At 68.1% G+C, this 13,016-nt stretch carries 13 protein-coding genes; 9 read left to right on the forward strand and 4 right to left on the reverse strand.

Annotated features, from left to right (window positions below; genetic code table 11):
• Positions 1-144: 144 nt before the first annotated feature.
• Positions 145-816, reverse strand: coding sequence for a response regulator (locus tag ACGFSB_RS12240; protein WP_383334478.1), 672 nt, complete (start codon positions 814-816; stop codon positions 145-147).
• Positions 817-830: 14 nt separating this feature from the next.
• Positions 831-1,712 (reverse strand): RecB family exonuclease, encoded by an 882-nt coding sequence (locus ACGFSB_RS12245; RefSeq protein WP_393397548.1) that lies wholly within the window; start codon positions 1,710-1,712, stop codon positions 831-833.
• Positions 1,713-1,840: 128 nt separating this feature from the next.
• Between ACGFSB_RS12245 and ACGFSB_RS12250 the strand changes: the two genes are divergently transcribed.
• The 3 genes from ACGFSB_RS12250 to ACGFSB_RS12260 all read left to right on the forward strand — a co-directional run bounded on the left by ACGFSB_RS12250 (position 1,841) and on the right by ACGFSB_RS12260 (position 5,144).
• The gene (locus ACGFSB_RS12250) at positions 1,841-3,397 is read left to right on the forward strand and encodes a site-2 protease family protein (RefSeq protein ID WP_393397550.1); all 1,557 of its coding nucleotides are present in this window, start codon (positions 1,841-1,843) and stop codon (positions 3,395-3,397) included.
• Positions 3,398-3,446: 49 nt separating this feature from the next.
• A complete protein-coding gene (locus ACGFSB_RS12255; RefSeq protein WP_393397552.1) occupies positions 3,447-4,358 on the forward strand; it encodes a tRNA (adenine-N1)-methyltransferase in 912 nt (303 codons plus the stop codon).
• Positions 4,359-4,565: 207 nt separating this feature from the next.
• The gene (locus ACGFSB_RS12260; protein WP_393397554.1) at positions 4,566-5,144 is read left to right on the forward strand and encodes a hypothetical protein; all 579 of its coding nucleotides are present in this window, start codon (positions 4,566-4,568) and stop codon (positions 5,142-5,144) included.
• An 80-nt stretch (positions 5,145-5,224) separates the two neighbouring features.
• Here the strand turns inward: ACGFSB_RS12260 and ACGFSB_RS12265 are convergent, their stop codons facing one another.
• Entirely contained in the window at positions 5,225-5,539 is a 315-nt protein-coding gene (locus tag ACGFSB_RS12265; protein WP_393397556.1) for a ferredoxin, read from the reverse strand.
• A 254-nt stretch (positions 5,540-5,793) separates the two neighbouring features.
• On the opposite strand from ACGFSB_RS12265, the gene arc reads away from it, so the two are divergent.
• From arc to prcA, 6 genes are all read left to right on the forward strand, one after another.
• A complete protein-coding gene (gene arc, locus ACGFSB_RS12270) occupies positions 5,794-7,560 on the forward strand; it encodes a proteasome ATPase (protein ID WP_160503984.1) in 1,767 nt (588 codons plus the stop codon).
• Between the two features lie 213 nt (positions 7,561-7,773).
• The gene (gene dop / locus ACGFSB_RS12275; RefSeq protein ID WP_393397559.1) at positions 7,774-9,285 is read left to right on the forward strand and encodes a depupylase/deamidase Dop; all 1,512 of its coding nucleotides are present in this window, start codon (positions 7,774-7,776) and stop codon (positions 9,283-9,285) included.
• 124 nt (positions 9,286-9,409) lie between these two features.
• Positions 9,410-9,628: a ubiquitin-like protein Pup gene (locus tag ACGFSB_RS12280; protein ID WP_249590985.1), complete on the forward strand. Its 219-nt coding sequence runs from the start codon at positions 9,410-9,412 to the stop codon at positions 9,626-9,628.
• Between the two features lie 84 nt (positions 9,629-9,712).
• A complete protein-coding gene (locus ACGFSB_RS12285; protein WP_393397561.1) occupies positions 9,713-10,225 on the forward strand; it encodes an endonuclease VII domain-containing protein in 513 nt (170 codons plus the stop codon).
• The gene (gene prcB / locus ACGFSB_RS12290; protein WP_393397563.1) at positions 10,177-11,022 is read left to right on the forward strand and encodes a proteasome subunit beta; all 846 of its coding nucleotides are present in this window, start codon (positions 10,177-10,179) and stop codon (positions 11,020-11,022) included. The genes ACGFSB_RS12285 and prcB overlap by 49 nt, the downstream gene beginning before the upstream one ends.
• A 51-nt stretch (positions 11,023-11,073) precedes the next feature.
• Positions 11,074-11,844: a proteasome subunit alpha gene (gene prcA / locus ACGFSB_RS12295; protein WP_393397565.1), complete on the forward strand. Its 771-nt coding sequence runs from the start codon at positions 11,074-11,076 to the stop codon at positions 11,842-11,844.
• A gap of 63 nt (positions 11,845-11,907) precedes the next feature.
• Here the strand turns inward: prcA and ACGFSB_RS12300 are convergent, their stop codons facing one another.
• A complete protein-coding gene (locus tag ACGFSB_RS12300) occupies positions 11,908-12,930 on the reverse strand; it encodes a LacI family DNA-binding transcriptional regulator (RefSeq protein ID WP_393397567.1) in 1,023 nt (340 codons plus the stop codon).
• Positions 12,931-13,016: the final 86 nt, after the last annotated feature.

Consider the following 13,016-nt stretch of genomic DNA (forward strand, 5'->3'; position numbering starts at 1 on the left):
GTCGTTGTCGGGGGTGTCAGGGGGCCGCGCGGGGCGGCGGTTGTGCGGCTGGGGGCCCCACCGCTGGGGCGCCCCGCCGCCTGCACACCGCCACGGGCCCCCCCCGGGGGGCGCCCACTTTCCTATGTCTGCGGGGTCCGGCCGCTACTGGGCGCCCGGTCGCACCAGACCGCTCTCGTACGCGTACACAGCGGCCTGCACCCGGTCGCGCAGGCCGAGCTTCGTGAGCACATGGCCCACATGCGTCTTGACCGTCGTCTCGCTCACGAACAGATCCGCCGCGATCTCCGCGTTCGACAGGCCGCGCGCCACCAGCTTGAGGACCTCGACCTCCCGCTCGGTGAGCGTGTGCAAGGTGTCCGGCACCGGCTCGTCACCCGACGGGAGATGCTCGGCGTACTTGTCCAGGAGCCGACGCGTGATGCTCGGCGCGAGCATCGCCTCACCCGACGCGACCACCCGGATCGCCTGCACCAGCTCGTTCGCCGGAGCGTCCTTCAGGAGGAAGCCGCTGGCACCCGCGCGCAGCGCCTCCACCACATACTCATCGAGGTCGAAGGTGGTCAGGACCAGGACCTTCGCCGGTCCGTCCCGGCCAGGCCCGGTGATCTGCCGGGTCGCCTCGACGCCGTCCATCCGCGGCATACGGATGTCCATCAGCACTACATCCGGCTGCAACGCCCGCACCTGGTCGAGAGCCTGTAGGCCGTCCCCGGCCTCGCCGACGACCGCGACGTCCTGCTCGGCCTCCAGAATCATCCGGAATCCGGTGCGCAGCAGTGGCTGGTCATCGACCAGTAGGACACGGATCGCCACGTAACTCTCCTTCGCTAGCCCGGGGCCATTCTGCCCTGCGCGCCCTCGTCGGACTCGGGCACCCTCACCGCAAGCGGGTACGGCGGGGGAGTCCCGCCGAATTCCGGACATACGGCCCGGTGGTCGCACCAGCCGCACAGCTTCGTCGGCCGAGGCCGCCAGTCACCCGTCTCGGTGGCGAGCGTGATCGCCTCCCACAGCGCGTGCAGCTTCCGCTCGACCTGCTCCAGGTCCTCGGTCCTCGGGTCGTACGTGATGACGTCGCCGCTGCCCAGATAGACCAGCTGGAGACGGCGCGGGACCACGCCCTTCAGACGCCACACCACCAAGGCGTAGAACTTCATCTGGAAGAGCGCGCCCTCGGAATACTCGGGGCGGGGTGCCTTGCCCGTCTTGTAGTCGACGATCCGCACGTCGCCGCTCGGCGTCACGTCCACGCGGTCGATGATGCCGCGCAACTTCAGACCCGATTCCAACTCCGCCTGCACGAACAGCTCACGGTCGGCAGGCTCCAGACGAGTGGGGTCCTCCAGGGTGAACCACCGCTCGACGAGCTTCTCCGCGTCCCCGAGCCAGCGCGCGAGCCGCTCACCCCGCTCGTCGTCGGCGAACAGCTCCATCAGCTCAGGCTTGGCCTCGCGCAGGCGGTCCCACTGGCCCGGCACCAGGGCCTTGGCACGCGGCGCCGTCCGCTCACCCGCAGGCGCGTCGAAGAGCCGCTCCAGAACGGCATGGACCAGCGTGCCGCGGGTCGCCGCCTCGCTCGGCTTCTCCGGCAGCTTGTCGATCACCCGGAAGCGATAGAGCAGCGGACACTGCATGAAGTCACTGGCGCGCGAGGGCGACAAGGACGCCGGACGCACGGCCGTCACGGCACCGTCGGTGCTGGTTTCCATGAGGACAGACCCTACGACCCGCCACTGACAACGGCCGCATACCATCGACGACAGACCCTCTCGCCCTGCATGATCGTGCGTGTACCGCGCCGGACAGGGGTGAGGGACGCTTCGAACGAGGGGACATCGTGGACCAGAGCGGCGGGAGCGGCAGGCCGCAGTCCGACGGCACGGACGATCGGCGTTCGGGTGCCGCGGAAGACTCCGGCCGGCCGGAGTCGCCACGCCCGGTGGACACGGCCGATTCCGCGACGCCCACGCAAGGCGGCTCCGAGGGCACGCAGGGCCCCGACGGCGCTGCCGGTGCGGACAGCGCCGATGACACCACCCGGCCGCAGGCACCCGAGCAAGAGCCCCGGCAGGAGCCCGACGAGACACCGCGCCCCGCGGCCGAACCCCAGCGGCCCGGCGACCGCCTCACGAAGACCCCGCAGGACACGCCCGGGAAGACGCCCCCGCACGACACGCACCCCGACTACGCGCACGCCACCCACGGCCCCACCGGGAAGTCCGGAGCGCCCAAGAAGCAGAAGGGGCCCGGCGGGGGGCTGCTCATGGGCCGCCCGTTCGGCGTACCCGTGTACGTGGCACCCAGCTGGTTCCTCGTCGCCGCCCTCATCACCTGGGTCTTCGGCGGTCAGCTCGACCGTGTCCTGCCCGAACTCGGCGCCGCCCGCTACCTCGTCTCCCTCTTCTTCGCCGTCGCCTTCTACGCCTCCGTGCTCGTCCACGAACTCGCCCACACCGTCGCCGCCCTGCGCTTCAAACTGCCGGTGCGCCGCATCCAGCTGCAGTTCTTCGGAGGCGTCTCGGAGATCGAGAAGGAGTCGGAGACCCCGGGGCGCGAATTCATCCTCGCCTTCGTCGGCCCGCTGCTCTCCCTCGTCCTCGCGGGCGTCTTCTACGGCGGAATGCGCGCCGTCGAGCCCGGCACCGTGCCCGGCGTCCTGCTCGCGGGGCTGATGATCTCCAACCTCATCGTCGCCGCCTTCAACCTCCTGCCCGGCCTTCCCCTCGACGGCGGCCGTATGCTCCGCGCCGTCGTCTGGAAGATCACCGGCAAGCCCATGAGCGGCACGATCGCCGCCGCCTGGGTGGGCCGCGCCCTCGCCATCGCCGTCCTCATCGGCCTGCCGATCCTCAACCAGTCCGGCGCGCTCGGCGGCGAGACCCAGGACATCGGCGGCATGGACACCGTCACCGACGCCCTGCTCGCCGCGATCCTCGCCGCGATCATCTGGACCGGCGCCGGAAACAGCCTCCGCATGGCCCGCCTCCGTGAGCACCTGCCGGAACTCCGCGCCCGCGCTCTGACCCGCCGAGCCGTCCCCGTGGAGAACGCCACCCCCCTCTCCGAAGCGCTGCGCCGCGCCAACGACGCCGGGGCCCGCGCCCTCGTCGTCGTCGACGCCGACGGCGACCCCATGTCCGTGGTCCGCGAGGCCGCCATCGTCGGCGTCCCCGAACACCGCCGCCCCTGGGTCACCGTCAGCGGCCTCGCCCAGGACATCACCGAAGGCATGCGCATCTCCGCCGAGCTCTCCGGAGAGGAGCTCCTCGACACCCTCCGGGCGACACCCGCCACGGAATACCTGGTGGTCGAGGCCTCCGGCGAGATCTACGGAGTGCTCTCCGCCGCCGACGTCGAGCGCGCCTTCGTCAAGGCGATGGCCCGCCCCAGCTGACGCCGCCACCCTGGTCTCCGGCCCCCGAACGGGCCGGTAGGCTGGTCACATGTCCGAACCGACCGGTGCCGCCCGCCGACGCGGGCCCTTCAAGGTCGGGGACCAGGTTCAGCTCACCGACCCCAAGGGCCGCCACTACACGTTCACGCTCGAGGCCGGGAAGAACTTCCACACCCACAAGGGTTCCTTCCCCCACGACGAGCTGATCGGTGCTCCCGAGGGCAGCGTTGTCCGCACCACGGGAAACGTCGCCTACCTCGCGCTGCGCCCCCTGCTCCCCGACTATGTCCTGTCCATGCCCCGCGGCGCCGCCGTGGTCTACCCCAAGGACGCGGGGCAGATCCTGGCCTTCGCCGACATCTTCCCCGGCGCCCGCGTCGTCGAAGCGGGCGTGGGCTCCGGCTCTCTCAGCAGCTTCCTCCTGCGCGCCATCGGCGACCAGGGAATGCTGCACTCGTACGAGCGCCGCGAGGACTTCGCCGAGATCGCCACGCAGAACGTGGAGCGCTACTTCGGCTCCCCGCACCCCGCCTGGCAGCTCACCGTCGGCGACCTCCAGGACAACCTGAGCGACACCGATGTCGACCGCGTCATCCTCGACATGCTCGCTCCCTGGGAGTGCCTGGACGTCGTCTCCAAGGCGCTCGTCCCCGGCGGCATCCTCTGCTGCTACGTCGCGACCACCACCCAGCTCGCGAGGACCGTCGAGTCCATCCGCGAGATCGGCGGCTTCAACGAGCCCACCGCCTGGGAATCGATGATCCGCAACTGGCACGTCGAAGGCCTCGCCGTCCGCCCCGATCACCGCATGATCGGCCACACCGGCTTCCTGCTCACCGCCCGCCGCCTCGCGGACGGCGTCGAGCCCCCCATGCGCCGCCGCCGCCCCTCCAAGGGCGCCTACGGCGACGACTACACCGGCCCCAATGCGGGCGGCGGCACGCCCCGCGCGGAAGGCTGACAAAGCCGACACCCGCGTACTCGCTGAACGCCCGGACGCCGCCGCCGAGTTCCCCCTTCGACCGGGGAACTCGGCGGCGGCGTCTTTCTGTTCATGGACCCGTTCTTGGACCCGTTCATCGACCCCCGGTGTTCCACCTCACTGTGAGGTATGGCACGATGCTGGCCACCTCCCCCACCGGCACAGCCCTCACAGGAGACACTCCTAGTGCAGCACCCCGCCGTCCCGGAACTGGCACACAACACCACCCGCCCCATCCACTGGCTGGCCACCGCGGCCGCGCTCGCCGCCGTCATCGCGGGATCGTCGTTCCTGCAGCCCGACCACGCGAACGCCGCCCAGCCGAGCACCCAGCCGTCGACCAAGACCGCGGCGGCCCCCGCGCCGGCTCCAGATCCGGCCACCGTCACCTTCCCCATCGCCTGCGGCAACGTGAAACCCGTGGTCAAGAAGAAGGCCTCCGGGGACCTCGACGGCGACGGCAGACCCGAGACCGTCGCCGTGGTGCACTGCGCCGCCGGATCAGGCACCCCGCCCGACGGCGTCTACGTGGTCACACAGCCCACGGAAGGCAAGCCCCGGGTCGTCGCCACCCTCGTCGACCCCAAGGACCGCCAGAACGTCAGCGCCTTCGCCGTACGTGACAGTGCGATCACCGCCACGCTCCTCGGGTACTCCTCGCCGGACGTGCCCAGCTGCTGCCCGGACATGCAGGACAAGGCCAAGTGGCAATGGAAGGACGGCACGTTTGCGCGGTCGACCCCGGCCGGAGCGCACAGCGTGTGACGACACTGACACGAACAAGGGCCTGTGCCCGCCGCTGGACGGCGGGCACAGGCCCTTGCTCATGCGTGAGTTCGCGGCCCTCAGGCCGCGTCGGGACCGTAGACCTCGACCCTGTCCGAAACGCGCCGCACATGAATGCAGTCGCCAGGGCACTCCTTCACCGAGTCCGTCACATCGCGCAGAAGCGGCAGCGGAACGGGCGTTGCGGCGCCCGGCGCCTGCAAGAGCTCGTCGTCACCGCTCTTCACATAGGCCAGACCGTCGATGTCCAGCTCGAAGACCTCGGGCGCGTACTGCGCACAGATGCCGTCCCCGGTACAGAGGTCCTGGTCGATCCAGACCTCCAGGAGATCGCGGCCTTCGGGGCCGGTCCCATCCTCGTTCTGCACGGTCATCTCTCCTGCCGATCGCTGCGTCGAGCGAGGCGACTTGGCAGCAAGTCGGGCCAGCGCTGACGGGTGTTGAACACTTCGACGATACAACCGCCCGCTTTCCGATGTTGTTGGGTGGGTATTCAGCTGGTGTGAGGGAGAGCGCAAGGGTGAAGATCGGACACACCTCGACAGTCTTTTTGATCTAGGGGTTTCAATCGACATCCACCCAGGTAGGGTCTGGAAGCGTCCAGCTCCCCTTGGAGGAGGTGAGGACCGTGGCAGCCCACGACGACGACATCAACCGCGGCATCCGGCCGGGGCGAGGGTCTGAAGACCCCGCCGGTCAGGTTGCCTATCTCGAGCAGGAAATCGCCGTCCTGCGACGCAAGCTCGCCGACTCTCCGCGGCATACGAGGATTCTCGAAGAGCGGATCGTCGAGCTGCAGACAAACCTGGCCGGCGTGTCCGCACAGAACGAGCGGCTCGCCAACACGCTCCGTGAGGCCCGAGACCAGATCGTGGCCCTCAAGGAGGAAGTCGACCGGCTCGCGCAGCCGCCGGCCGGCTTCGGAGTCTTCCTCGTGGCGAACGAGGACGGCACGGCGGACATCTTCACCGGGGGCCGCAAGCTCCGGGTGAACGTCAGCCCCAGCGTGGAGCTCGAAGAGCTCAGGCGCGGCCAGGAAGTAATGCTCAACGAAGCGCTCAACGTGGTCGAGGCCATGGAGTACGAGAGCGTCGGAGACATCGTCACCCTCAAGGAGATCCTCGAGGACGGCGAGCGCGCCCTGGTGGTAGGACACACCGACGAAGAACGGGTGGTACGGCTCGCCGAACCACTCCTCGACGTCACCATCCGTCCCGGCGACGCACTCCTGCTCGAACCACGCTCCGGGTACGTCTACGAAGTGGTTCCCAAGAGCGAGGTCGAAGAGCTCGTCCTCGAAGAGGTCCCGGACATCGGCTACGAGCAGATCGGCGGCCTGGGCAACCAGATCGAGCTGATCCGCGACGCGGTCGAACTGCCCTACCTCTATCCGGACCTCTTCAGGGAGCACGAACTGAGGCCGCCCAAGGGTGTCCTCCTGTACGGGCCCCCCGGCTGCGGCAAGACACTGATCGCCAAGGCAGTCGCCAACTCCCTTGCCAAGAAGGTCGCCGAGGTGACCGGGGCGGCAGCGGGGAAGAGCTTCTTCCTCAACATCAAGGGCCCCGAGCTCCTCAACAAGTACGTCGGCGAGACCGAGCGCCACATCCGCCTGGTCTTCCAGCGTGCGAGGGAGAAGGCGAGTGAGGGAACCCCCGTCATCGTCTTCTTCGACGAGATGGAATCCCTCTTCCGCACCCGCGGATCCGGAGTCAGCTCGGACGTGGAGAACACTATCGTCCCCCAGCTGCTCGCCGAGATCGACGGCGTGGAAGGCCTGGAGAACGTCATCGTCATCGGCGCCTCCAATCGCGAGGACATGATCGACCCCGCGATCCTGCGGCCCGGACGACTCGATGTGAAGATCAAGATCGAGCGCCCCGACGCCCAGGCGGCGAAGGACATCTTCGCCAAGTACCTCACCGAGCGGCTCCCGCTGCACGCGGACGACCTCGCCGAACACAGCGCCGACCGGCGCACCACCGTGGACGGCATGATCCAGTCCGTCGTGGAGCAGATGTACGCGGAGTCCGAGGAGAACCGCTTCCTCGAGGTGACGTACGCCAACGGAGACAAGGAAGTCCTCTACTTCAAGGACTTCAACTCCGGCGCCATGATCGAGAACATCGTCGGCCGCGCCAAGAAGATGGCCATCAAGGCCTTCCTCGACGCCAACCAGAAGGGCATCAGGGTCTCCCACCTCCTCCAGGCTTGCATCGACGAGTTCAAGGAGAACGAGGACCTGCCCAACACCACCAACCCGGACGACTGGGCCCGCATCTCCGGCAAGAAGGGCGAACGGATCGTCTACATCCGCACGCTCGTCACCGGAAAACAGGGCGCGGACACCGGACGCTCCATCGACACGGTGGCCAACACCGGTCAGTACCTGTAGAAAGCAGGGCGGCTGCGGGTGTCCTTCGTGGGTACCCGCAGCTGTCTGTTTTTCAATGAAGGCAATGATCTCCCCACCAGCGCAAAGGCGCTCTAGGCTCTTCGGTACCGCCGAGTCGCGCGATGCGGCGACGGGCACCGCACACGCACCGGAGAACCAGCGGTACTTGAGCGCCGTTCCCGAAGGGGAGCGCCGCCGGGCAAGGAGGGCCGCATGACCGTACGGCGAGTAATGGGCATCGAGACGGAGTACGGCATCTCCGTCCCTGGCCACCCGAACGCCAATGCCATGCTCACCTCGTCCCAGATCGTCAACGCCTACGCCGCGGCGATGCACCGGGCGCGACGCGCTCGCTGGGACTTCGAGGAGGAGAACCCCCTGCGGGACGCGCGGGGCTTCGACCTCGCCCGTGAGACCGCCGACGCCAGTCAGCTCACCGACGAGGACATCGGCCTCGCCAATGTGATCCTCACCAACGGTGCGCGGCTCTACGTGGACCACGCGCACCCCGAATACAGCTCACCCGAGGTGACCAATCCCTGGGACGCCGTCCTGTGGGACAAGGCCGGCGAGCGCATCATGGCGGAGGCGGCCGCGCGGGCCGCTCAGCTGCCGGGCGCCCAGCCGATCCACCTCTACAAGAACAACACCGACAACAAGGGCGCCTCGTACGGCACGCACGAGAACTACCTGATGAAGCGGGAGACCCCCTTCTCGGACATCGTGCGCCACCTGACGCCGTTCTTCGTCTCCCGGCAGGTCGTCACCGGCGCGGGACGCGTCGGTATCGGCCAGGACGGTCACGAGCACGGCTTTCAGCTCAGCCAGCGCTCCGATTACTTCGAGGTCGAGGTGGGCTTGGAGACCACCCTCAAGCGGCCCATCATCAACACCCGGGACGAGCCGCACTCCGACGCGGAGAAGTACCGCCGCCTGCACGTCATCATCGGCGACGCGAACCTCTCCGAGATCTCGACCTATCTCAAGCTCGGCACCACATCCCTGGTCCTCGCCATGATCGAGGACGGCTTCATCGCGGTGGATCTCGCCGTCGACCAGCCCGTGCGCACCCTGCATCAGGTCTCCCACGACCCGACCCTCAAGCGGCTCGTCACGCTCCGTAGCGGCCGCACACTCACCGCTGTACAGCTCCAGATGGAGTACTTCGAACTGGCCCGCAAGTATGTCGAGGAGCGGTACGGCTCCGACGCCGACGAGCAGACCAAGGATGTCCTCACCCGTTGGGAAGACGTCCTGGGCCGCCTGGAGAGCGACCCGATGAGCCTCTCCGGGGAACTCGACTGGGTAGCCAAGCGGGAACTCATGGAGGGCTACCGCCGCCGTGACGGCCTCGACTGGGACGCGGCACGCCTGCACCTGGTCGACCTCCAGTACGCGGACGTACGGCCCGACAAGGGCCTCTACAACCGCCTGGTGGCTCGCGGCAAGATGAAGCGCCTCGTGGAGGAGCCACAGGTCGAGCGGGCCCAGACAAAGCCCCCGGAGGACACCCGGGCGTACTTCCGCGGCCGCTGCCTCGAGCAGTACGCGGACGACGTGGCCGCGGCCTCATGGGATTCGGTCATCTTCGACCTGCCGGGCCGCGACTCACTCCAGCGTGTGCCCACACTGGAGCCACTGCGCGGGACGCGGAACCACGTCAAGGAGCTCCTGGACCGCTGCCGCACGGCAGAGGACCTAGTAAGGGTGCTCTCCGGAGGCTGAAAGACCCGGCGTATGGGAATCATCGAGGTGGTCCCCGGACGTTGCAGTAACTACGGGGCCGATGTCAGACCTGGCTTATAGGGTCTGATCAAGTGCATCGAACCGAACGAGCGGGGTGAGGTAGATGGCGACCAAGGACACCGGCGGCGGACAGCAGAAGGCAACGCGTTCCACCGAGGAGGTCGAGGAGCAGACAGAGGAAGCACAGGGCTCCGAGGACCTCAAGGAACGCCAGGAGAAGTTGAGCGACGACGTGGACTCCGTCCTGGACGAGATCGACGATGTGCTCGAAGAGAACGCTGAGGATTTCGTGAGGTCCTTCGTTCAGAAGGGTGGACAGTAGTTCACGGATATGAACGCGCCTTTGAGGAAGTGCTCTCGATGCCAACAGGCGCTGGAGCGAAGTGCGTTCGCAGGGAACAAGTCCATGCGTGACGGTCTTCAGGCGTACTGCCGGGAGTGCTCTGCCGAGTACTACCGGCAGCGTCAGGAGGCCAAAGGGAAAGCGGTGCGCATCAAAGTGCCCGTCGCGCGCGGGCACAAGCGCTGTCCCCAGTGCTGTGAAGTGAAGCCGCACTCTGCCTGGGAGCGAAACAAGTCCTCATCCGATGGCTGGGCGAGCTACTGCCGGGAGTGCCGAGCGGAGCGAAATCGGATCAGCTACTTTCAGCGTAAGTACGGCTTGACGCCAGCCGAGTTGGACCAGCTGATCGCGTCCCAGCATGGCGTGTGCTGCATCTGCTTGGCTGCTCCGGCAGAGCATGTGGATCACTGCCACGAGACGGGTAAGGTCCGAGGCGTACTGTGCTTCAGCTGCAATGCGGCGCTGGGGCAGTTCAAGGATCGGCCGGACGCCATAAGGCGTGCAGCCGCATACGTGGAAGGAAACGCGTGGAAGCCAACACTCGTAGCACCGGGCGTCTACCAGCTGCCTTCCTGACGCCTGGTTCTTCGTCCTTCATGGACTTTCTGTCCGAGCATCAGCCCGACATCCTGCCGGGCAACCGGCAGTTGCCGCCCACGCAGGGTGTGATCGAGGCGCCGCACGGCACGACCATCGTGGCGACGACGTTCCCCGGCGGCGTGGTGCTCGCCGGTGACCGGCGGGCGACCATGGGCAATGTGATCGCGCAGCGCGATATCGAGAAGGTCTTCCCGGCCGACGAGTACTCGGCGGTCGGCATCGCCGGCACCGCCGGTCTCGCCGTGGAGATGGTCAAGCTCTTCCAGTTGGAGCTCGAGCACTTCGAGAAGGTCGAAGGCGCCACGCTCTCCCTGGAGGGCAAGGCCAATCGTCTGTCGACGATGATCCGGTCGAATCTGGGAATGGCCATGCAGGGCTTGGCCGTTGTCCCGCTCTTCGCGGGGTACGACGTGGATCGCGAGAGGGGCCGCATCTTCTCGTACGACGTCACGGGCGGCCGTTCCGAGGAGCATGGCTTCGCGGCCACCGGCTCCGGATCGGTCTTCGCGCGGGGTGCGATGAAGAAGCTCTACCGCAACGATCTGACGGAACAGGAAGCGACGACGCTCGTCATCCAGGCGCTGTACGACGCCGCGGACGACGACTCGGCGACGGGCGGTCCGGATGTCGCCCGGCGGATCTATCCGATCGTCACTGTGATCTCCGACGAGGGTTTCCGGCGGCTGGGAGATGAGGAGTCCTCCGAGATCGCCCGCGCGATCCTGGAGCGCCGCATGGAGCAGCCCGACGGCCCGCGGGCCTCGCTGCTCTGATCGATCTATTCGCCACTGACTGAGTCACTGACAGAAAGGGACGGATAGCCGGTGTCGACGCCGTTCTATGTCTCACCCCAGCAGGCCATGGCCGACCGGGCGGAATACGCCCGCAAGGGCATCGCCCGTGGTCGCAGCCTTGTTGTGCTGCAGTTCGCCGATGGCATCGTGTTCGTCGGCGAGAACCCGTCCCGTGCGCTGCACAAGTTCAGCGAGATCTATGACCGGATCGGCTTCGCCGCCGCCGGCAAGTACAACGAGTACGAGAATCTCCGGATCGGCGGCGTGCGCTATGCCGACCTCCGTGGATACACGTACGACCGTGACGATGTGACGGCCCGTGGGCTCGCGAATGTCTATGCCCAGACGCTGGGCACGATTTTCTCGAGCCAGGCGGAGAAGCCGTACGAGGTGGAGCTGGTCGTCGCCGAAGTGGGTGCCACGGCTGACTCCGATCAGATCTACCGGCTGCCGCATGACGGTTCGATCGTGGACGAGCACGGCTCGGTCGCGGTCGGCGGCAACGCGGAGCAGATCAGTACGTATCTGGATCAGCGTCATCGCGATGGGATGACGCTGGCGGAGGCGTTGAAGCTGGCGGTGGAGTCGCTGTCCCGCGACACCAACGGCAGTGAGCGGGAGATCCCCGCGGAGCGGCTCGAGGTGGCGGTCCTCGACCGGACGCGGCCGCAGCAGCGGAAGTTCAAGCGGATCGTCGGGCGTCAGCTCGCGCGTCTTCTCGAGGGGGATGCTTCGGCGCCCACGGACGCCGCTTCCGACAACGAGGAGACGGACTCCGATTCCGGGTCCGCCGAGGAGTAGTTCGGTTCGTCGCGTGCCCCCGTCCCGGCCGGAAGGCCGCGACGGGGGCACACGTGTGTGCGGCTAGGGCGCGGCAGCCGTCGAGCCGCGGATGACGAGTTCGACGGGGAGGGTGACGGGCTGGGGTGTGCCGCCGTCGAGGACGGCGAGCAGGGAGGTCATGCCGTGCTCGCCGAACTGTTCGGCGGGCAGTCGCACGGTGGTGAGTTCGGGTTCGACGGCGGTCGCCAGGGTGAGGTCGTCGAAGCCGGTCACCGAGAGGTCGTCGGGCACGCGCAGACCGAGGCGGCGGGCCGCTTTGCAGGCGCCCGCGGCGAGGATGTCGTCGTCGCTGATGAGCGCGGTGGGCCGGGGCCCCGGAATGGCCAGGGCGGCTTCTGTGGCTGTGCGGGCGTCGTCGACGGTGAGGGGTGCCCGGACGGTGCGCACGGCGGTGCCGGTGCCGCGCAGGGCCGTTGCGAGGGCGGCGGAGCGTACGTCGAAGGTCCAGGAGTCGACGTCGGCGGCCAGGTGCAGGAAGTCGCGGTGGCCCAGGGCGAGCAGATGCTCCGTCACGCGGCGCATTCCGTCGGCGATGTCGAGGTTGACGGTGGCCGCGCCGAGGCTGCCCGCCGGGTCGCTGTCCAGCATGACCAGGGGGAGCGCGTCGCCCTGGATGGCGGCGAGGGCGTCGGAGGCGATGGACGACGCGAGGATGCCGTCGAGGGCGGCGCGGCTGGAGTCGAAGGGGTCGCGGGCGGGGCCCATGCCGTCGGGGGAGGGGTAGAGGACGACTCCGAAGCCGTTCTCGGTGGCGACGCGGGCGGCTCCTGTGTAGAGGCGGGCGAAGAATTCGTTGGTGAGGGCGGGGACGACGAGGAGTGCGGTCCTGGTGCGGCCGAGGCGAAGGTTGCGGGCCGCGAGGTTGGGGCGGTAGCCCAGTTCCCGGGCGGTGGCCCGGACGCGTTCTGCGGTGCGCGCGGCGACGCGGCCGCGCCATTTCTCGCCGAACACGAGGGAGACGGTGGCCTGGGAGACGCCGGCCACGCGTGCGACGTCGCGGCTCGTGGGGCGTGGGCCCCCGGTCTCCTGCTGTGGTCCGGCCACCGGTACCTCCCTGGTCGTGCCCGCGGGGCGGGGCAGCGGTGGACCCGTGGACAGCGCTCATGGTACGTATGACCCTCGACGTTATA

Origin of the sequence: Streptomyces sp. NPDC048441 (assembly GCF_043200235.1) — a bacterium.
Lineage (GTDB): Bacteria > Actinomycetota > Actinomycetes > Streptomycetales > Streptomycetaceae > Streptomyces.